Below are 19,834 nucleotides of genomic sequence, written 5' to 3' on the forward strand. Positions count from 1 at the left end.
CCGCTTGCGGCCGCGTCCGGCTGCCCGTAGTCCGGATGGAGAAAGATCAAGTTTTACAGTACTTTATCACAATTCTAAACAGCGCGGCCGAGACGCCGGGGTGGGTCCCGGCGCGCGCGGTCGGCTGCCCGCAGCGTCGCATCCGGCAAGAGACCATGAGAGCCGTCCACCCCCTCCCCGGCATCACCCTGCGCGCCCTGCTCGCCGGGGCCTCGCTCGCCGTGCTGGCGCAGGCCGCGCCGAGCCTCGCCCAGGACGCGCCGCGCCGCGGCGGCGCCGGCCCGACCGCCGGCGGCAGCGTGCAGCTCGAGGAGCTGAGCGTCACCGGCCAGGGCGGCGGCCCGGCCTCCGGGGGCCCCGCCGGCGCGCCCGTGCGCGGCGCGGAGAGCCCGACCGGCCCGATCGACGGCTACGTGGCCCGGCGCTCGGCGACCGCGACCAAGACCAACACCCCGCTGATCGAGACGCCGCAATCGATCAGCGTCGTGGGCCGCAAGCAGCTCGACACCCAGAACGCCCAGACCCTCACCCAGGCGACCCAGTACGTCGCCGGCACCTACGCGGGCACCTTCGGCGCCGACACGCGCCTCGACTTCTTCCAGCTCCGCGGCTTCGTGGTCAGCGATTACGGCCTCTACCTCAACGGCCTGCAGCTCCTGAACTACGGCTTCGCCTACAGCCGCGTGAACACGTTCGGGCTGGAGCGCATCGAGGTGCTGCGCGGCCCCTCCGCGGTGCTGTTCGGCGCCGGCAATCCCGGCGGCCTGATCAACCAGATCAGCAAGCGCCCGACCGAGACCCCGTTCGGGCTCGTCGAGGTCGGCGGCGGCTCCTTCGACCAGCGCTACGCCGCCTTCGACGTCGGCGGCCCGGCCGACGCCGAGGGCCACTGGTTCGGCCGCCTGACCGGCTACGCCCGCAACGGCGGCACGCAGGTCCAGGGCGCGCCGGACGACAGCTACTACATCGCCCCGGCCTTCACCTATAAGCCGGACGGGTCGACCAAGTTCACGGTCCTGTCGAGCTTCCAGCACGACAACACGGCCGTGACGGCGAACTTCCTGCCCTATTACGGCACGGCCCGGCCGACCGTGCTCGGCCTGCGCATCCCGCGCTCGCTCAACGTGGGCGATGCCGGCTTCAACACCTTCCGGCGCGACCAGGCCTTCATCGGCTACGAGTTCGAGCACGTCTTCGACGACACCTGGGCGGTGCGCCAGAACGCCCGCTACGGCTACACGCAGAGCTTCCAGAACTCCTATATCGGCCAGCTCGGCTACACCGACCCGCTCCAGACCCAGCTCGGCCGCTACTTGTTCCGGGATTCCGCCAAGATCGCGCAGCTCGACGTCGACACGCAGGCCGAGGCCAAGTTCTTCGACGGCTTCTTCCGTCACGACTTCCTGATGGGCGTGGAGTACCGGAACTTCCAGATCCACGACAACCAGGCCTCGGGCTTCCCCGGCCCCGACCTCAACATCCTCGCGCCCGCTTACGGCCCGCAGGCGGTCTCGGCCTCGCCCTACCTGATCAACGCCAACTCGTTCCAGCAGGTCGGCCTCTACTTCCAGGACCAGATCAAGCTCACGCCGGAGCTGACCCTGATCCTCGGCGGCCGCCAGGACTTCGTCCAGAACACCGTCTACGACCGCCTGACGCCCGCCAACACCAACGGCCGCAACGACAGCGCCTTCACCTACCGGGCGGCGGCGATCTACAACTTCGACTTCGGCCTCGCGCCCTACATCATGTACGCGACCTCGTTCCAGCCCCAGATCGGCGTGGACATCAACAACCGCACCTTCAGGCCCGATACCGGCGATCAGGTCGAGGGCGGCGTCAAGTTCGAGCCGCCCGGCCAGGGCTACTTCCTGACGCTGGCGGGCTTCGACATCCACCGCAGCAACGTGCTCACCCCCAACCCGGTGAACACGATCTTCCAGACGCAGGTCGGCGCGGTGCGCTCCACCGGCTTCGAGGCGCAGCTCGTCGCCAACGTCGCCGACGGCCTCAACCTCGTGGCGTCCTTCACCAAGTTCGACTTCACCACCGAGCGGGATGCTGATCCGGTGCGGGTCGGCAAGACGCCGGTCAACATCCCCCAGACCCTGGCCTCGCTGTTCGCCGACTACACCATCCCGCTCGGGCCGTGGCGCGGCTTCGGCTTCGGCGGCGGCGTGCGCTACGTCGGCAGCTCCTTCGCGGACGTGGCCAACACCCTGCGGGTGCCCGACTACGTGCTGTTCGACGCGCAGGTGCACTACGATTACGAGAACTGGCGCTTCCAGGTGAACGCCTCGAACCTCGCCGACCGGCGCTACGTCGCCTCCTGCCAGTCGAACGTGTCGTGCTTCTACGGCGACGCCCGGCGGGTGCTGGCGAAGGTCAGCTACAAGTGGTGAGGCGGTCCGGGAGGTTCTTGTTAGCGGCCGCCCGCAGCATGGTGACCAGCCCCGTCATCGCGAGCGCAGCGAGGCGATCCAGGGAAGCGCGCCATCGGCGGGCGTGGCGCTGCTGGATTGCTTCGCTCCGCTCGCAACGACGGCGGCGCTCCGATCAGCCGTCCGCAGCCTCCGCCCCGGTGATCGGCTGCGGCCCGGAGAGCCGGGTCGGCAGGGTGTCGATCCGCAGGGACCGGCGGAGCGCCCGCGAGAACGCGTCGACCGCCATCGTCACCAGCGCGGTGGCGGCGATCAGCACCAGGGCCACGTCGAGGCGCAATTCCGAGATCGCGGCGTCGACATAGAAGCCCAAGGTCGTGACCCCCAGGATGCCGAAGATCGCGCTCTCCCGCAGGATCAGCTCCCAGCGGTAGAGCAGGTAGGCCAGGAACTGCCCGTAGAGCCGCGGCACGGTCTCGTAGGCGTAGAGGTCGAGGCCCCGCGGCGCGTCCACCCGGTAGGGGATCGCGTCGGCGTGGCGGCCCATCAGGTAGGCGACGATGCCGGCATTGTGCAGGGCCAGCGCCAGGATCGCCGGCAGCATCGAGGGGCCGAGCAGCTGCAGGGCGACGTAGGCCAGCATGTATTCCGGCGTGGAGCGCACCACCACGAGGAGCGCCCGCCCCAGCGGCCGCCCGATCGGCCCGGCGAAGCGCCGCGCGGTCAGCGGGAACAGGACGAGGGCCCCGAGGGCGGTGGCGGCCAGGGCGATCTGTGCCAGGATCAGGGTCTGGGCGGTCCCGGGCAGGACCTGCTCGGTCAGGATCGGGCGCAGCCACGACCAGAGCCGCGCCCAGGTCTCGGGCTCGGCGAGCGGCGCGCCCCGGAGCGGCGCCGGCACGACGTCGTGGCCGAGGAAGCGGGCGAGGCTCGGGCCGATCGCCGCGCTGCCGACGGTCGGCGGCAGCGCCAGCACGGCGCCGACGAGGAGGAACGGCAGGGTCCGGGCGCGCACCCAGAGCCGGCGCGTGCCGATCAGCGCGTAGAAGATCAGGAGCAGCGCCCCGGCCTCGGCGTAGCGGCCCTGGCGGAAGGCGGATTCGAAGGCGAAGCCCATGGTCGGCAGGCCGATGAAGCCCAGCACGAGGCTGGAGCGCAGGCCGCATTCGAGGCGATAGAGGGTGTAGTCGCGCATCCGTCCGGCCACTTCGGGCAGGCGCGCGTACAGGAAGGCTGAGACCGCGCCGGTGCCCGCGGGCAGGACGCGGAGCGCCGCGAGGTCGGCCTCCTCGATCAACTCGGCGTAGACCTTGGCGCAGATGCCCGCGTAGGGCAGCGCGATGGCGAGGACGCCGGTGGTCGCCGACAGGCCGAAGACCTGCATCAGCAGCAGCGCCCAGAACAGCTCGTGGACGGCGCGCAGGCCCGCGCAGGCGAGCCGGACGGCGCGCGAGCGGGCGAAGGGGACGGCGAGCAGCAGCCCCGTCCCGGCCCCGAGCCCGACGCCGAGCATCGCGAAGGCCACGGTGTAGAGGACGCTCCAGCCCTCGACCGCGAGAAAATCGGGCCGGATCAGGCCGCCCAGCAGCCGGGCGAGGTCGGCGAAGGGATGGAGGGTCGTGACCTGCAGGTCGGCGACCAGCAGGCCGGCGAGCGCCGCCGCCAGGAACCAGCGGCTCACCGCCGCGTAGCCCGGCCGCGGCAGGAACCCGGCCTTGCCGGCGAGAGCGCCCATCAGGCGGCCTCGTAGAACGGGCTGAGCCGCGCCGGATCGAGGCCGGCCGACGGCGCGTCGAGGACGATCCGGCCGGCCTCCAGCACCACGATCCGGTCGGTGTGGGCGAGGGCCAGGGCCACGTCGTGGAGCGCCAGGATCAGGGTCTCGTGCCCGCGGGCCAGCTCGGCGAGGACCCGGCCGCCCTGCTGGCGGTCCAGCGCCGAGACCGGCTCGTCCGCCACCAGGATCGGCCGTCCGTTGTAGAGGGCGCGGGCCACCGAGACGCGCTGCTGCTGGCCACCGGAGAGTTCCCCGGCCCGGTCCCAGAGCCGGTCCGCGAGCCCGACCCGGTCGAGGACCGCCGCCACGGCGGCGACGTCGGCCCGCGCCGGCCGGACCAGGGTCCGCAGGTTGTGCAGGGTCGAGCGCCGGTCGAGGCGGCCCATGTAGACGTTGTGGAATACCGAGAGCGGCCGCACCAGGGCGGCCGCCTGGGGCACCAGGGCCACCCGCCCGGGGGCCTGCCCGTGGATCAGGCCGATCAGGGTCGACTTGCCGGCCCCCGAGCGCCCCATGAGCGCGACCCGCTCGCCCGCCCGCACGGTCAGGTCGAGGCCCGACAGAACCGGGCGCCCGTCATGGGCCGCGGAGGCGTTCGCCAGGACGATGGCCGCGCCGGACCCCGCGCCCGACTCCTCGCCGGCTGCCGCGCCGCGCGACACGCGCGTCAGTCCAGGAGGCCGGTGGAGCGTCCGACCTCGACGAGGGGCTCGTAGGCCGCGTTGGTCACGGGGATGAACTTCGAGCGCCCGAACGGCTCCAGGATCGCCGGGTCGGCGATGCCTGTCAGCGCGGCCCGCAGCCTGTCGGTGAAGCCGGCGCCGTAGGTCTGCTCCACGTCGCCCCGCACGGTCCACTGGTAATCGGGGAAGGTTGGGCTCTCCCAGATCACCGAGACGGCCTTCGGGTCGACCTTGCCGGCCTTCGAGTCGAGGTCCCAGACCGAGTAGTCGACGGCGCCGACCGCGAAGGCGCCGGACTGGACCAGCTGGATCGTCCGGGTGTGGTCGCCCGAGAAGCCGACCCGGGCGAAGACCTGCTCCGGGGTCTTCCCCGGGAAGGCCTGCCGGACGAAGTACTCGGGCATCAGCCGCCCGGAGGTCGAGGCGCGGGCGCCGAACGTGAAGGTCCTGCCCGCGACGGCCTTCGGGAAATCCTTCTCCGGCTTCAGCCCGGTGGCGGCGTTGGCGATGAGATAGGTCTTGAACGCCGCGTCCTCGGCGCCCTGCGCGATCGCCTGGGAGCCCGGCACGGCCTTGCGCGCCTGGACGCCGGTGAAGCCGCCGAACCACGCGAGCTGCACCTGCCCGTTGGTGAAGGCGGTGACCGCCGCCGGGTAGCTCTTCACCGGGATGTAGCGCACCGGCACGCCGAGCTCGGCCTCCAGATAGGCGGCGACCTTGCCGAAGCGCTCGACCAGCCGGCTCTCGTCCTGGTCGGGGATGCCGGTGAAGACGAGGGGCGGGAGCGCCTTCGCGGCCGGCTTCTCCTGCGCCCGCGCCGGCCCGGCGGCGGCCAGGGCCGCCAGGACGCCCAGGGCGAGCCGCCCCAGCCAGCCCGGTCCCGGCTTCGATCCCGACCTCGATCCCGGCTTGGAGCCCGGCTTGGAGCCCGGCTTCGATCCCAGCGTCGATCCCTGCATCGCGTCCTCGTGGCACCACGCCCACGCACGGTGGGCTCGCAACACGGCGGGCGTAGCAGAAGACGCCGCGCGCGCCAGCCTCGATCCTCGCGATCCCGGCGCCCTGCGGCGCCGGGAGACCGCCGAGACGCCGCCGGGATCCCCCCGGGAATCCGTCTCAGGCGCCGGGCGCCACCGCGATCGCCGACAGGGTGAGGTGCTCCGGCAGGGCGGCGTCCGGCACCGGCACGGCCCGGATCCCGGCCGGGAGCACGCCGCCGAGCAGGTCCAGGAAGTCTCCCGACGCGGCGATCTCGATCTCGGCCGCCTTGGCCTGGGTCTCGATCCGCGCCAGGGCGTTCATCGCCGGGCCCAGCACCGTGTACTCGGCCCGCACGCCGTCGTCGAAGACCCCGACCAGCAGGTCGCCCGCGTGCAGGGCGACCACGACCCGCAGGGGGAACAGATTCTCCCGGGCGCGGGCCGCGTTGAGCGCGGCGATCCGGTCGCGGATCGACAGGGCGCAGGCGAGCGCCGCGCGCGCCTGGACGTCGGGATGGCCGACGACGAACTGCACCAGCACCGCGTCGCCGATATACTTGTCGACGAGGCCGCCCTGCTCCGCCACCGCCGCCTGGGCCGCCGCCCGGACCCCCAGCAGGGCCGTCACCATGGCCTCGGGCGGGTGCTCGCGGGAGAGCCGCGAGAAGCCGCGGATGTCGAGGATCATCAGGCAGGCGTGGCGCCGGTGGATGCCGAGGCCGGAATCGCCGTCGTCGGCGGCGAGGTCGAGGGCGACCGTGTCGGGCACGAAGCGGGCGAGCTGGGTCCGCTCGTGCTCCATGCGCAGGGCCCGCACCACCGCGGCGCGCAGGCGGACCATGCCGTCGACCACCAGGAGGCCCGCCGCCATGAAGGTGGCGAGCCCGGTGAGCTGCGCGGTCGGGAAGGTGTCGGCGTTCGGGAACAGGTCCGGATGGATCAGGCCGACCAGGAAGGCCGCGCTCCAGCAGACGGTGACGAGCCCGCAGAATAGCAGGGTCTGCGCCACCCGCATGCTCAGGCCGGTCTGGAGCAGGAGCAGGAAGGCGGGCAGGCGGCTCACCGCGTCGGCGCCGAGCCCCGCCCCGCCCCCGGCCAGCATGTGCTCGATGATCACGTAGACGGCGAGCCCGGCATTGAGGCCGGTGCCGGCCCAGCTGTAGACGGTGGCCGCGGGGCCGCCGCCCCGCTCCCGCAGCCCGAACCAGATCGTGCCGAGGCCGTACAGGCCGAGGATGAACCAGTGGCTCAGGGCGTGCAGAGAGCCGTCATAGGCCTGGGCCGCCATCAGCAGCACCAGCACGATCACCACCCGGAGGCCGAGCAGGCGCAGGCCGCCGCCGGCCTGCATGGTCCGCAAAACCGCCTCGTCGTCCGATCCGGGATCCGCCCGGCCCTCGGCAGGAGCCCGCGCGGGCCGCAGCGCGGAGAGCGTCGGGTTGCCGGCGCTGCCCGAGGCCATCAACCGCCCCGGCCGAGGCGCCGGGCCGCCGCGAAGCGGTTGAGGAAGCGCGGCTCCTTCTCGGGGGCGATCCGGATCGCGAGATGCAGAGTGCCGTCGGCCTCCGACCGGCGGTCGAGGATCTCGGCGTTCTCGTAGAGCCAGTTCAGCGCCGCCCCGTCCTCCGGCGGCAGCGCCACCGCGAAGCTCGCGCGGTTGCGCCCGATCCGCGCCTCGATCCGGGCCGACAGCGCGGCGAGCCCCTCCCCGGTCACCGCCGAGACCAGGACCGGCGCGGCGCTGTCGCGGTCGTTGCGGGCCCTGGCCTGGCCGCTGAGGTTCAGGAGCCGCGCGCGCTCGTCGTCGTCGAGCAGGTCGGCCTTGTTCCAGACCTCGATGATCCGGTCGGTGCTGGTCTCGATGCCGAGCTCGCGCAGGACCTCGCCGACATCCTCGGCCTGGGCCTCGGAATCGACGTGGGCGACGTCGCGCACGTGGAGCAGCACGTCGGCCTCGATGGCGTCCTCGAGCGTCGCCCGGAAGGCCGCGATCAGGGGCGTCGGCAGGTCGGAGATGAAGCCCACCGTGTCCGACAGGATCACGGTCTCGCCGTGGGGCAGCTTGGTCGCCCGGGCGGTGGGGTCGAGGGTCGCGAACAGCATGTCCTTGGCGGTGACCTCGGCCCGGGTCAGGGCGTTGAACAGGCTCGACTTCCCGGCGTTCGTGTAGCCGACGAGCGCGACGATCGGGTACGGCACCCGGGCCCGGCTCTGCCGGTGCAGGCCGCGGGTGCGCACCACCGCGTCGAGGTCGCGCTCGATCCGGGTCATGCGCTCCTGGATCATGCGCCGGTCGGCCTCGATCTGGGTCTCGCCGGGGCCACCTAGGAAGCCGAAGCCGCCGCGCTGGCGCTCCAGGTGGGTCCAGGAGCGGACGAGGCGGGACTTCTGGTAGGCGAGGTGGGCGTGCTCGACCTGCAGCGTGCCCTCGCGCGTGGAGGCGCGGCGCCCGAAGATCTCCAGGATCAGGCCGGTGCGGTCGATGACCTTGGCGCCCCAGGCCTTCTCGAGGTTGCGCTGCTGCACCGGCGACAGGGCGCAGTCCATCACGACGAGGCCGATCTCGCGGGCGCGGATCAGGCCGGCGATCTCCTCGACCCGGCCCTTGCCGAGATAGGTGGAGGGCCGGATCCGCGGCAGGCTGACGGCGAGGCTCTCGACCACGTCGAGCTCGATCGCGGCGGCGAGCCCGGTCGCCTCGTCGAGGCGGGCCTCCACGGAGCGCGACGGCGCGGCCGGTCCGGGGCCGGCCCCCGCCGCGCCGCGGGCGAGGTAGGGGCCGATCACCAGGGTGTGGGTCGCCGCGGCGATCTCGCCCTCGGGGGCGGCCTGCGCCTGGAGGCGGGCTTCGCCGGACGTCAGCGTTTCGGTCATACGGCCTTCGGCGCCGCCGCCCCGGGCGACGGCTTCGTTGGAGAGGTCGGAGTGTCAGAATGGGGATGCGGGCGGGCCGGGCCAAGATGCCGGCCGCGAACGGGCACAGATATCCGTCGGCGGGCGGGGTATCCGCCCTCCCCCGCCGCGGCCGCGCCGGTCGCGCGGCGTCGCCCGCGCGGCGCATCGGGCCTCCGACCCGCCCGATCCCCGGCTTCCGGCCCGCTAGGCGCCGGGGCCGCCGGCCCTCACGCCTTCTCGGCGGTCTCGTCCGGCTCGAACAGCTGCACCGGGTGGCCCGGCATGATCGTGGAGATCGCGTGCTTGTAGACCAGCTGCGAGTGCCCGTCCCGGCGCAGCAGCACGCAGAAATTGTCGAACCACGTCACCACGCCCTGCAGCTTGACGCCGTTGACGAGGAAGATGGTCAGCGGAATCTTGTTCTTGCGGACATGGTTGAGAAAGGTGTCCTGAAGGTTCTGTGCGCGTTCGCCCGCCATCTTCTTGGCCTTCTTGTTGTCCCGGCTCGCTCGGTCCGGGAGGAGTATGCCGCGGGCCGGATCGTCCGATCATCCGGTCCAGGGCCGTGTATACCAACACCATGACGACGTGAAAGCGTGGGTGCAAGCAACCCCCGTTCCAGCCGATCCGTGACGGATCGGCCCCGCCCTCAACGCGCGCCCCGGCGCCGCGGCCTCACGGGCCGATGCCGAGGGACTTCAACTTGCGGTGCAGGGCCGAGCGCTCCATGCCGATGAACTCGGCGGTGCGCGAGATGTTGCCCGAGAACCGCGCGATCTGCGCCACGAGGTACTCGCGCTCGAAGATCTCGCGGGCCTCCCGGAGCGCGAGGCTCATCAGCTTCTCGCCGCCCGCGCCGCCCGGCGTCGTCGGCACCAGGGCGCCGATCTCGGAGGGCAGCATCTCCGAGGTGACCTCCTGCTCCGGGTCGGCCTGGGTCAGGATCATCAGCCGCTCGACGTTGTTCTTGAGCTGGCGCACGTTCCCCGGCCAGTTGTGCGACTGCAGCACCGCCATGGCGTCCTCGGCGATCCGGCGCTTGGGCAGGCCGGTCTGGGACGAGATGTTGTCCATGAAGAACTGGATCAGCTCGGGCACGTCCTCCCGGCGCTCCGACAGGGCCGGGACCCGGATCGGCACCACCGACAGGCGGTGGAACAGGTCCTCGCGGAAGCGGCCGGCGGCGATCTCCTCCTGAAGGTCCCGGGAGGACGAGGAGATGATGCGGACATCGACGTGGACCCGCGTCGTGCCGCCGACCCGCTGGAAGTTCTGGTCGACGAGGACGCGCAGGATCCGGTTCTGGGTCTCCCGCGGCATGTCGGCGACCTCGTCGAGGTAGAGGGTGCCGCCGTGGGCCTCCTCCAGGGCGCCGACCCGCCGGCCGCTCTCGCCCTCGACCCCGAACAGCTCGGCCTCCATGGTCTCGGGCAGGATCGCCGCCGCGTTGAGGAGCACGAACGGGCCGTTCGAGCGGGCCGAGGCCTTGTGCAGGCTGCGCGCCGCGAGCTCCTTGCCGGCGCCCAGCGCCCCGGTGATCATCACCCGGGCGTTCGTCGGCGCCACCCGGTCGAGGGTCTGGCGCAGCTGGTTGATGGCGAGCGACGTGCCGACGATGCGGTTGGTGGCGCCGGAGCGCGCCGTCAGGTCGCGGACCTCGCGCCGGAGCCGGGAGGCCTCCAGCGCCCGCTCGGCCACCAGGATCAGCCGGTCGGCCTTGAACGGCTTCTCGATGAAGTCGTAGGCGCCCGCCTTGATGGCCGAGACCGCGGTCTCGATGTTGCCGTGGCCCGAGATCATCACCACCGGCAGGTCGGGGTTCGCGGCCTTGATCAGGTCGAGCACCTGCAGGCCGTCGAGCCGGGAGCCCTGCAGCCAGATGTCGAGGAAGACGAGGTGCGGCCGGCGCGCCTCGATGGCGGCGAGCGCCTCGTCCGAGCCGCCGGCCGTGCGGCAGCGGTGGCCCTCGTCGTCCAGGATCCCGGCGACGAGGTCGCGGATGTCGGCCTCGTCGTCGACGATCAGGATATCGGCGCTCATGCGTGCATCTCCGCGATCCGGGGGGCCGTCGGCGCGGCGCCCTTCTCCTCTGTCGTGACGGGACTGGTCTCGGGGGCCGCCGCCGCCGGCTCGGGCCCGTGCTCGCGCGGGACCCGCATCCGGACCTGGCCGCCGCGGCCGGCGGGATTGTCGTTCAGCTCGATCCCGCCGCCGTGCTCCTCGAGCACCTTGCTGACGATAGCAAGCCCCAGCCCGGTTCCACCCTCGCGGGTGGTCATGTAGGGCTCGAGCAGGCGCTGGCGCCCCTCGGCCGGGAATCCCTTGCCGTTGTCGGTGACGGCGATCACCGCGAACCCGTCCTCGACGGCGAGGTTCAGGCTGATCTTGCCCTTGCCGAGCTCGGCCTCCGGCACCTCGGCCACCGCCTCGACGGCGTTCTTGAGGATGTTGGTGATCACCTGGCTGAGCAGCCGGATGTCGAAGGCCGCCACGATCTTCTCCGCACTGCCCGCGCCGCCCTGGGCCGAGAACGCGAAGTCGATGTCCGGGTGCGCGACCCGCATCATGAACAGGTTCTGCTTGGCGATCTCGGTGAGGTCGTTCGGCGCGATGGCGGGCTTCGGCATCCGCGCGAAGGCCGAGAACTCGTCGACCATGCGCTTGATCTCGTCCACCTGGCGCACGATCGTGGCGGTGCACTGGTCGAACACCTCCTTGTCGGCGGTGATGACCTTCCCGTACTTGCGGCGGATCCGCTCGGCGGAGAGCTGGATCGGGGTCAGCGGGTTCTTGATCTCGTGGGCGATGCGGCGCGCCACGTCGCCCCAGGCGGAGCTGCGCTGCGCCTGGACGAGGTCGGTGATGTCGTCGAGCGTCACCACCGAGCCGCGGGACGCCCCCTGCGCCTGCTCGCTCGTGACCCGCACCGTGATGGTGCGCTCGCCCCGGGACCGGGTGAGCTGGACCTGCTGCTGCTGCAGGCTGCGCGGGCGCGCCTCGCTCTCGGCCAGCACCGGCGCGAGCTCCGGCACCGCGCGGGCCAGCGGCTCGCCGACCAGGGCGTCGCTCGCGAGGTCGAGCATCCGCTCGGCGGCGGGGTTGGCGATGGTGACGAAGCCCGCCGCGTCGAGACCGATCACCCCGGGCGAGACCCCCGACAGCACGGCCTCGGTGAAGCGGCGGCGGGTGTCGATCAGGTCGCTCGCGGCGATCAGGCCGGCGTGCTGGCGGCGCAGCTCCTGGGTCATCTTGTTGAAGCTCTCGCCCAGGTGGGCGAGGTCGCCGCTGGTCTTCTTGGTCGGCACCTGGGCGTAGAAATTGCCCGACGCCACCTGGTCGGCGGCGTTGATCAGCCGCCGGATCGGCGCCACGAACCGGTTGGCGAAGTTCATGCCGAACCAGACGGCCGAGAGCAGCGCGATCAGCGCGATCAGCAGGAACACCGACGCGAAGGTGATCTGGATCGAGCGGCGCAGCGAATCGTAGGTGAGGTACTCGGCCGCCGCCGCCCGGGACACGCCGGGGAACTCGATGGCGAGCTGGCTCACCTCCCGCTGCACCATCAGCACGGCGTCGTCGTAGGCCGGCATGCGCAGCAGCGCGGCGAAGACCCGGCCCTCGGTGGGCAGGAGGCAGATCGGATCGGCGGAGTTCGCCGCGTCCTCGAAGGCCGCCGCCGAGGGCAGGCGGTTCGTCTTCAGGACGTCGATCTTGGCCCGGGCCACCACCTCGGTGGGGCCGCGCATGATCTGCGCCACCGGCAGGCCGAGATTGGTCGCCCGGGTGGTCAGGAAGGTCTGGAACCAGTCCCGGTTCACGTCGAAGTTCGGCCGGGCCCGGGTGAGGTCGTCGGCGAGGATGCGGATCTCGCGGGCGAGGCTCTGGCACTGGTTCTCCTGGTAGGCGTCGGCCACCTCCACGGATTTCAGCACCACGTCCCGGACCCGGTCGGTGAAGCCGAGCGACAGGCCCCGGTCGATCGTCACCGAGGCGACCACGGCGAGCAGGATCGTCGGCAGGATCGCGATCAGCGAGAACAGGCCGACGATGCGGGTGTGCAGGCGCGCCACCGCGGCGTTGGCCTTGCGGGCGTGCAGGAAGACCCGCGCCTCCCAGGCGATGATGACCGCGAGGCCGAGCACCAGGGCGGCGTTGATGGCCAGCAGCGTCACGCCGTAGGCCGGCGTCGGCGTCACCCGGATCACCCCGGCCAGGATCAGGAAGGTCGCGAGCGCCGAGACCAGGGCGGTGATCACCATGGCGGCGCCGATCCAGCCGGGACCGCGCGGGCCCGGCCGCAGCGATTCCGCCAGGGGCGTGCCGGACGGCTGGGACGCCTCGGGGCCCGCGGGCGTGCCCGCGTCCCGCTGATCCGCGTCCCGCTGATCCGCGGCCGGCTGGACAGCGTCCTGCTGGACCGCGTCCTGGCCCGCCCCGTCGGCACCCCTCTCGGGGACCGACGCGGGGCCTTCCTCTGTCCGTGAGCGTCTCAGGAACGGCATGACTGGTGCAGGGCCACAACAGTGTGGCGGAATTAATACGAATCCAGGCGTCCGGGCGGCGGATCGGCGGCGCGATCCGCCGCACGCGGCCGGCCTTGACCCCGCCCCGCCCCGCCCGTACCCCCGGTCGCGGAGGCGAACGGGGTCTGGTGGCCCTCCTGGTCTTCAAAACCAGCGGTACGCCAACAGCGTACGGTGGGTTCGATTCCCATCCGCTTCCGCCACGCTTCAGACAATCGAAACCGATGAACCAGTGTTCGCCGATATTCAGGCGACACGTGCGATTAAATTCGCGATACTGCTTCATCGGAACTGTGGGGGTGCCGGCTCGTTTCCCGCGATCGATCCCGCACGGGTGCCCGCGTGAAGAACCGATCCGCCGCCACCGTCCCGTTCCCGCCGGCCGCGGCCGGCCGCGCGCGCTGAGGCCGGCCATGCTGGACAGACTCGTCACGCTCCTCCCGCCCGGCGCCCGCGAGGCGCTGCGAACCCTCGCGGTGCGCCGGCCCGTGCGACTTCCCGCGGGACTTCCCCCGCGTCGGCCGGGCGCCGAGGCCACGATCCTGCCGGGGCTCGACGCGCGGCCCGCCCCGATGGCGCCGCTGCACCCGCCCGCCGCCATCAACGACAATCCCCTCCAGGCCCTCCACGACGCCGTCGAGCGGGACCTGCGCGCCAGCGGCCACCTGCGCTGAGCGCGGGCCGCGCGGCCGACCGTCAGCGCTTGGCCGGTGCGGGGCCTTCGGGAATCGTCCCGGGCGCGATCCAGTGGCAGGCCGTGGTGCCGCGCACGGCGGCGCAGTCGTAGCTCGCGCCGCCCAGCGTCACCTTGTCGACGATGCCGGCGAGGTCCGTGCGCGCCAGCGCCGCGCAGCCGAGATGGTCCGCCTTGGGGTCGGCCAAGTGCGCCGCGGCCGCCGCCGCACCGTCGCGCATCAGCATGCGGTAATTGGCCAGCGACGGGCAGCCGATCACCGGCGGCCCGGCCCGCCGGTCCGGGACGCTCCTGTCGGGGCGGGGCGCGCGGGGCGCCTGCTGGGCCTGGACCTGCGCCGCGCCGAGGCCGAGGGCCAGCGCGACGAGGACGGCGTCGGGGAGGAGGCGGCGTGTCATGGGCCGCTCGTAGCACGGCGCGTCCGGTGTTGCGCATCCACCGCGCCGCTACGCTCAGCCCCCCGGCCGGCCCCCTCGCCCGGCCCCCTCGCCCGGCCGCCGCAGACCTGCGGCGGATTCGGGGCTCGCCTGCGGATGTTCAGGCTTGACCGCGGGCCCGCCATTTGCGAGCGCCGCGCAGGAACGGAGGACGGGCCATGACGACGGAAATCGACAGCGACCAGAGACTGCACTTGGTGTTCGGCGGTGAATTGCAGGATCTCGACGGGGTCCGGTTCCGGGACATCAAGAACCTCGACATCGTCGGCATCTTCCCGGACTACGCCACCGCCCAGGCCGCGTGGCGGGCCAAGGCCCAGGCCACCGTCGACAGCGCGCAGACGCGCTACTTCGTGGTGCACCTGCACCGGCTGCTGGAGCCGCCGGCCCCCTGAGGGGACCGGGCGCGCGGGGATCCGAACCCGGGTCCGGGGCCGGGTCCGCCGCGCGCGTCCGCGGTGAGAGCGGGGTAAGAGCGCGGCCGTGAAGGCATTGTGACACTTCCGGCCCGCTGCTAAGAGCCTCGCCCGTCATCGGATCGTTCCGGCTCCTCGGGAGACCGGTCTGAACAAGAGCGGCGGGAGGTCCGGCCGCGAGCGAGCGGCCGCCCATGAAATCCTCGATCAAGATCATCGCCGGGAATGCCAGCCGGCCCCTGGCCGAGGCGATCGCGGCCTATCTCGAATTGCCGCTCGCCAAGTGCATGGTCCGGCGCTTCGCCGACATGGAGATCTTCGTCGAGCTCCAGGAGAACGTGCGCGGCGAGGACGTGTTCATCGTCCAGTCGACCTCGTTCCCGGCGAACGACCACCTGATGGAGCTGCTGATCATGATCGACGCCGCGCGCCGGTCTTCGGCCCGGCGCATCACGGCGGTGATCCCGTATTTCGGCTACGCGCGGCAGGACCGGCGCACCTCCGGCCGCACCCCGATCTCGGCCAAGCTGGTGGCGAACCTGATCACGGAGGCCGGCGCCGACCGCGTCCTGACCCTCGACCTCCACGCCGGCCAGATCCAGGGCTTCTTCGACATCCCCACTGACAACTTGTTCGCCGCCCCCGTGATGGTACGCGACATCAAGGAGCGGCTGCCGAGCGCCGACCGGATGGTGGTCTCGCCGGACGTCGGCGGCGTGGTCCGGGCGCGCGCCATCGCCAAGCGGATCGACTGCCCGCTCGCCATCGTCGACAAGCGCCGCGAGCGCCCCGGCGAGTCCGAGGTGATGAACATCATCGGCGAGGTCGAGGGCCGCTCCTGCATCCTCGTGGACGACATCGTCGATTCGGGCGGCACCCTGGTCAACGCCGCCGAGGCCCTGCTCAACGCCGGCGCCAAGGACGTCTCGGCCTACATCACGCACGGCGTGCTGTCGGGCGGCGCGGTCTCGCGCATCGCCGCCTCGCGGATGAAGGAGCTGGTGATCACCGACTCGATCCAGCCGACGCAGGCCGTCAAGCTCGCCCGCAACATCCGGGTGGCGACGATCGCGCCGCTGCTCGGCGAGGCGATCGGCCGGACCGCGACCGAATCCAGCGTCTCCAGCCTGTTCGACTGACGGCGCCGTCCGGCCGATTCCGGCCGGCCCTGAGGCGCCCCGCCCCTACCGGCCCGGCACCCAGCCGCCCCGGTTGCCGGTCTCGGTGCCCGGCGCGGTGAGCACCAGGACCGTGCGGCCCGGCAGCGGCACGGCGGTCCCGGCCGCGATCGCCGGCGCGCCGGGGGCGCGGGCGCCCGCGGGCTCGCCCGTGTCGAAGGCCGGCGTCCACGGGCCGCCGATCACCGGGGCGAGGCGGAAGCTGACGGCCTCCGCCCCGGCATTGAACAGCATCAGCAGGCGCTCGCCCGGGTCGCCGTCGTTGCCGATCTGCATGCCGAACACCTGGAGCCCGTCGTCGGACCAGTGCCGGACCTCCATCTCGATGCCCTCGGGGGAGAGCCAGTGCACGTCGCGCAGGGGCTCGTCGGGGTCGATCAGCGCGCCCGTGAAGAAGCGCCGCCGCCGCAGGGCCGGTTGGGCCCGGCGCAGGGCCAGCAGGTTGGCCACGAAGTCCGTGAGGGCCGGATCCGGATCGACGCTCCAGTCCATCCAGCTCGTCGGGTTGTCCTGGGCGTAGGCGTTGTTGTTGCCGCCCTGGCTGCGGGAGCGCTCGTCGCCCATGAGCAGCATCGGGACGCCCTGGGCCAGCATCACCGTCGCCAGCATGTTGCGCTTCTGGCGGGCGCGCAGGGCGAGGATCGCCGCGTCGTCGGTGTCGCCCTCGACGCCGTAGTTGCGGCTGACGTTGTGGTTATGGCCGTCGCGGTTGTCCTCGCCGTTGGCCTCGTTGTGCTTCTCCTCGTACGACACCGTGTCGGCGAGCGTGTAGCCGTCGTGGCTGGCGATGAAGTTGACGCTGGCCAGCGGCGAGCGCCCGGACGGGGCGAACACCTCGCGCGAGCCGGTCAGCCCCTGCGTGACCTTGGCGAGCGTGGCGGAATCGCCCTTCCAGAAGCCCCGGGCGGCGTCGCGGAACTTGTCGTTCCACTCGCTCCAGCCGCGCGGGTAGCCGCCGAGCTGGTAGCCGCCCTCCCCGACATCCCACGGCTCGGCCACCATCTTGACCCGCGCCAGCACCGGGTCCTGCGCCACGGCCTGGAAGAACGCCGCCTGCGGGGTGAAGGCGAAGGGCGCCCGCCCGAGGCTCGAGGCGAGGTCGAAGCGGAAGCCCGCGATGCCGTAGGCGGTGACCCAGTGGCGCAGGGAATCGAGCACGAGCTGCATCACCCGCGGGTGGCTCGCGTCGAAGGTGTTGCCGCAGCCGGTGCAGTCGCGGTTGCGGCGCGGGTCGGCGGGGTCGAGCTTGTAGTAGCTGGCGTTGTCGATGCCGCGGAACGACAGGGTCGGGCCGGTATGGTCGCCCTCGGCGGTGTGGTTGTAGACCACGTCGAGCCAGGTCTCGATCCCGGCGGCGTTCAGCTCCCGGATCGCCGCCTTCAGGCCGCCGAGGCCGCCTTCCCCCAGGTAGCGCGGCTCCGGGGCGAAGTAGCCCAGGGGCTGATAGCCCCAGAAATTGACGAGCCCCTTCTCCACCAGGAAGCGGTCGTCCGCGAAGGCCTGGATCGGCAGCAGCTCCAGGGCGGTGACGCCGAGCTTGACGAGGTGCTCGATGATCGCCGGGTGGGCGAGCGCCCCGTAGGTGCCGCGCTCCGCCTCGGGAATGTCGGGATGGGTGCGGGTCAGCGCCTTGACGTGCGCCTCGTACACCACCGTCTCGGCGAGCGGCCGGCGGACCGGGTTGAGGGCGAGGTCGGGCACCTCCGGCGCGGTGACCACGCAGCGCGGCATGTAGACCGCGCTGTCGCGCCGGTCGATCCGGTCCTCGCGCCCGCCGCCCCGGCGGTGGCCGTAGAGCGCGTCGTGCCAGCGGATCCGGCCGCGGATCTCCCGCGCGTAGGGGTCGAGGACGAGCTTCGAGGCGTTGAACCGGTGGCCCGCCGCCGGGTCCCAGGGGCCGTGCACTCGGTAGCCGTAGAGCTGGCCCGGCAGCACGCCGCGCAGGTAGCCGTGCCAGACGTCGTCGGTCCGGCAGGGCAGCCGCACCGTGCGGGTCTCGTGCCGCTCCCCCGGCTCGAACAGGCAGATGTCGACCGCGGTGGCGTGCTCGGAGAACAGGGCGAAGTTGACGCCGCGCCCGTCGAAATGGGCGCCGAGCGGTGCCGGTACCCCGTCGTCGACGGCGATCATGCGGGGCGTCCGGTCACACGGATGGCGGCGGGCGGGAGCAGCGGGAGGCGCCGGCTATTCGGCGGCCGCGGCGGCGGTGGGCGGCTCGCGCTCGACCGTGCGGAAGTTCTCGAGTTCCGCCAGGAAGTTGCGCGCCCACCAGTCGACGTCCTCGCGGGTCATGCGCTCGACCATCGGCTTCCAGCGCGCCAGCCGCTCGGCCTTCGGCATGTAGAGGGCCGCGCGGATCGCCTCGGCGACCTCGAACCGGTCGTAGGGGTTGATCAGCAGCGCCTCGGGCAGCTGCCGGGCGGCGCCGGCGAATTTCGACAGGACCAGCACCCCCGGATCGTCCTCGCTCTGGGCGACGACGTACTCCTTGGCGACGAGGTTCATGCCGTCGCGCATCGGCGTGACGAGCCCGACCCGGGCGGCCCGGTAGAGGCCGGCCAGCACGGGCCGCGGATAGGCCTTGGTGATGTACTGGATCGGCGTCCAGGCCGGGTCGCCGAGCGAGCCGTTGATCTCGCCGACCTTCTCGTTCACCTCGCGGGCGAGCTGCTCGTATTCCGGCACCTCGCTGCGGGATTTCGGCGTGATCTGGATGTAGGTGACGTTGCCGCGCTGGTCGGGATTCGAGGCGAAGAAGCTCTCCACCGCCTCCATCCGCTCGGGCACGCCCTTGGAATAGTCGAGCCGGTCGACGCCGATCAGCAGCTTGCGGGTGCGCAGGCCCGCGATGGTCTCGCGCACGACCTTGTTGGAATTGGCCTTCTCGGCGGCCTCCTTGAAGCCCGCGACGTCGATGCCGATCGGGAAGGCGCGGATCCGGGTCCGGCGGCCGTCGACCATCAGCGAGCCGCCGCCGAGCGGGATCGCCCGCTGGGTATCGACGAGGTTGCGCTGCAGGTTCTGGACGTCCGCCTCGGTCTGCAGGCCGATCAGGTCGTAGTCGACGATGGCGCGCAGTAGTTCGGTGCTCGCCGGCAGCGAGTTGAACACGTCGGCGGCGGGCCAGGGGATGTGGTGGAAGTAGCCGATCGGGTTGTCGAGCCCGAGTCCGCGCAGCTCGGCGGCGAGCGGCAGCAGGTGGTAATCGTGGACCCAGATGATGTCGTCGGGCTCGACCAGCTTGGCCAGCGCCCGCGCGAAGGTCCGGTTCACGCGGCTGTAGCCGGCATAGTCCGAGCGCGAGAAGGCGCCGAGCCCGAGCCGGTAATGCATGATCGGCCACAGGGCGCGATTCGCGAAGCCGGCGTAGTATTCCAGGTGATCCTGCGGCGAGAGGTCGACGACGGCGTACTGGACCCGGCCCCGATCAATCAGCGTCGGCTCCTCGGACGGCTCGTCCGTGATGGTGCCGCTCCAGCCGAACCACAGACCTTCGTAGGCCGTGAAGGCCTCCTTGACCGCGACGGCGAGGCCGCCCGCCGCCACCGCCTTGCCGCCCTCCTCCGGGACGGCGACGCGGTTCGATACGATCACAAGGCGTGCCACGCGGGTCGGCTCCGGATCAGGGGCGCGGGTCGGGTCGAGGATATCGCCGCGCCTGCATCGGGACGTCACTACTATGTCAGAACGCGCGGAGGCCCTGCGCGATCCTTTGTCGGTCGTCCCGCAACCCAAGCGTGAAGCCGGGCGCGGGTCAAGTCGAGGCCCTGCCGTTCCGGGACAGGGCGGCCGCTCCGTCCCGGTCGGGCGCCCCGGTCGGGCGCCCCGTACGAGCGTTGTACAAGCGTGGCGGTTCTGGCAGATCTTGCC

At 72.1% G+C, this 19,834-nt stretch carries 15 protein-coding genes and 1 tRNA gene; 5 read left to right on the plus strand and 11 right to left on the minus strand.

Annotated elements, in window-relative coordinates:
* Positions 1-155 precede the first annotated feature (155 nt).
* Positions 156-2,402 (plus strand): TonB-dependent siderophore receptor, encoded by a 2,247-nt coding sequence (locus tag LXM90_RS15805; RefSeq protein ID WP_234080776.1) that lies wholly within the window; start codon positions 156-158, stop codon positions 2,400-2,402.
* 154 nt (positions 2,403-2,556) lie between these two features.
* On the opposite strand, the gene LXM90_RS15810 is transcribed toward LXM90_RS15805, so the two are convergent.
* From LXM90_RS15810 to LXM90_RS15845, 8 genes are all read right to left on the minus strand, one after another.
* Positions 2,557-4,116, minus strand: coding sequence for a PhnE/PtxC family ABC transporter permease (locus LXM90_RS15810; RefSeq protein ID WP_234080777.1), 1,560 nt, complete (start codon positions 4,114-4,116; stop codon positions 2,557-2,559).
* Positions 4,116-4,820, minus strand: a complete 705-nt coding sequence (locus LXM90_RS15815; protein WP_234080778.1) for an ATP-binding cassette domain-containing protein — start codon at positions 4,818-4,820, stop codon at positions 4,116-4,118. Before LXM90_RS15815 ends, LXM90_RS15810 begins: the two co-directional genes overlap by 1 nt.
* A gap of 5 nt (positions 4,821-4,825) precedes the next feature.
* Positions 4,826-5,800: a putative selenate ABC transporter substrate-binding protein gene (locus LXM90_RS15820; protein ID WP_234080779.1), complete on the minus strand. Its 975-nt coding sequence runs from the start codon at positions 5,798-5,800 to the stop codon at positions 4,826-4,828.
* 157 nt (positions 5,801-5,957) lie between these two features.
* A complete protein-coding gene (locus tag LXM90_RS15825) occupies positions 5,958-7,283 on the minus strand; it encodes an adenylate/guanylate cyclase domain-containing protein (RefSeq protein ID WP_020095569.1) in 1,326 nt (441 codons plus the stop codon).
* Complete coding sequence (hflX, locus tag LXM90_RS15830) at positions 7,283-8,695, minus strand: GTPase HflX (RefSeq protein WP_020095570.1); 1,413 nt, start codon at positions 8,693-8,695, stop codon at positions 7,283-7,285. The genes LXM90_RS15825 and hflX overlap by 1 nt, the downstream gene beginning before the upstream one ends.
* A gap of 248 nt (positions 8,696-8,943) precedes the next feature.
* Positions 8,944-9,195 (minus strand): RNA chaperone Hfq, encoded by a 252-nt coding sequence (gene hfq / locus LXM90_RS15835; protein WP_007563033.1) that lies wholly within the window; start codon positions 9,193-9,195, stop codon positions 8,944-8,946.
* 196 nt (positions 9,196-9,391) lie between these two features.
* A complete protein-coding gene (locus LXM90_RS15840; protein WP_020095571.1) occupies positions 9,392-10,756 on the minus strand; it encodes a sigma-54-dependent transcriptional regulator in 1,365 nt (454 codons plus the stop codon).
* Positions 10,753-13,218 (minus strand): sensor histidine kinase NtrY-like, encoded by a 2,466-nt coding sequence (locus LXM90_RS15845; protein WP_020095572.1) that lies wholly within the window; start codon positions 13,216-13,218, stop codon positions 10,753-10,755. Before LXM90_RS15845 ends, LXM90_RS15840 begins: the two co-directional genes overlap by 4 nt.
* A 131-nt stretch (positions 13,219-13,349) precedes the next feature.
* Between LXM90_RS15845 and LXM90_RS15850 the strand changes: the two genes are divergently transcribed.
* Both LXM90_RS15850 and LXM90_RS15855 read left to right on the plus strand, forming a co-directional pair.
* A tRNA-Sec gene (locus LXM90_RS15850) sits at positions 13,350-13,442 on the plus strand.
* A gap of 210 nt (positions 13,443-13,652) precedes the next feature.
* Entirely contained in the window at positions 13,653-13,913 is a 261-nt protein-coding gene (locus LXM90_RS15855; protein ID WP_020095573.1) for a hypothetical protein, read from the plus strand.
* 22 nt (positions 13,914-13,935) lie between these two features.
* Here the strand turns inward: LXM90_RS15855 and LXM90_RS15860 are convergent, their stop codons facing one another.
* A complete protein-coding gene (locus LXM90_RS15860) occupies positions 13,936-14,331 on the minus strand; it encodes a hypothetical protein (RefSeq protein ID WP_020095574.1) in 396 nt (131 codons plus the stop codon).
* Between the two features lie 197 nt (positions 14,332-14,528).
* Between LXM90_RS15860 and LXM90_RS15865 the strand changes: the two genes are divergently transcribed.
* Both LXM90_RS15865 and LXM90_RS15870 read left to right on the plus strand, forming a co-directional pair.
* On the plus strand, positions 14,529-14,765 hold the full coding sequence (locus tag LXM90_RS15865; RefSeq protein ID WP_020095575.1) for a DUF4170 domain-containing protein: 237 nt from the start codon (positions 14,529-14,531) through the stop codon (positions 14,763-14,765).
* A 215-nt stretch (positions 14,766-14,980) separates the two neighbouring features.
* Entirely contained in the window at positions 14,981-15,925 is a 945-nt protein-coding gene (locus LXM90_RS15870; protein ID WP_012318471.1) for a ribose-phosphate pyrophosphokinase, read from the plus strand.
* 45 nt (positions 15,926-15,970) lie between these two features.
* On the opposite strand, the gene glgX is transcribed toward LXM90_RS15870, so the two are convergent.
* Complete coding sequence (gene glgX / locus LXM90_RS15875) at positions 15,971-18,094, minus strand: glycogen debranching protein GlgX (RefSeq protein ID WP_091683145.1); 2,124 nt, start codon at positions 18,092-18,094, stop codon at positions 15,971-15,973.
* A gap of 54 nt (positions 18,095-18,148) precedes the next feature.
* A complete protein-coding gene (locus tag LXM90_RS15880; RefSeq protein ID WP_026605310.1) occupies positions 18,149-19,570 on the minus strand; it encodes an alpha,alpha-trehalose-phosphate synthase (UDP-forming) in 1,422 nt (473 codons plus the stop codon).
* Positions 19,571-19,834 lie beyond the last annotated feature (264 nt).

The organism is Methylobacterium oryzae (assembly GCF_021398735.1).
GTDB lineage: Bacteria > Pseudomonadota > Alphaproteobacteria > Rhizobiales > Beijerinckiaceae > Methylobacterium.

Bases quoted from the DNA above. Each gene is read 5' to 3' on its own strand.
- LXM90_RS15805 (WP_234080776.1), top strand. From the start codon at position 156: ATGAGAGCCGTCCACCCCCTCCCCGGCATCACCCTGCGCGCCCTGCTC.
- LXM90_RS15810 (WP_234080777.1), bottom strand. From the start codon at position 4,116: ATGGGCGCTCTCGCCGGCAAGGCCGGGTTCCTGCCGCGGCCGGGCTAC.
- LXM90_RS15820 (WP_234080779.1), bottom strand. From the start codon at position 5,800: ATGCAGGGATCGACGCTGGGATCGAAGCCGGGCTCCAAGCCGGGCTCC.
- LXM90_RS15825 (WP_020095569.1), bottom strand. From the start codon at position 7,283: ATGGCCTCGGGCAGCGCCGGCAACCCGACGCTCTCCGCGCTGCGGCCC.
- hflX (WP_020095570.1), bottom strand. From the start codon at position 8,695: ATGACCGAAACGCTGACGTCCGGCGAAGCCCGCCTCCAGGCGCAGGCC.
- hfq (WP_007563033.1), bottom strand. From the start codon at position 9,195: ATGGCGGGCGAACGCGCACAGAACCTTCAGGACACCTTTCTCAACCAT.
- LXM90_RS15840 (WP_020095571.1), bottom strand. From the start codon at position 10,756: ATGAGCGCCGATATCCTGATCGTCGACGACGAGGCCGACATCCGCGAC.
- LXM90_RS15845 (WP_020095572.1), bottom strand. From the start codon at position 13,218: ATGCCGTTCCTGAGACGCTCACGGACAGAGGAAGGCCCCGCGTCGGTC.
- LXM90_RS15855 (WP_020095573.1), top strand. From the start codon at position 13,653: ATGCTGGACAGACTCGTCACGCTCCTCCCGCCCGGCGCCCGCGAGGCG.
- LXM90_RS15860 (WP_020095574.1), bottom strand. From the start codon at position 14,331: ATGACACGCCGCCTCCTCCCCGACGCCGTCCTCGTCGCGCTGGCCCTC.
- LXM90_RS15865 (WP_020095575.1), top strand. From the start codon at position 14,529: ATGACGACGGAAATCGACAGCGACCAGAGACTGCACTTGGTGTTCGGC.
- LXM90_RS15870 (WP_012318471.1), top strand. From the start codon at position 14,981: ATGAAATCCTCGATCAAGATCATCGCCGGGAATGCCAGCCGGCCCCTG.
- glgX (WP_091683145.1), bottom strand. From the start codon at position 18,094: ATGATCGCCGTCGACGACGGGGTACCGGCACCGCTCGGCGCCCATTTC.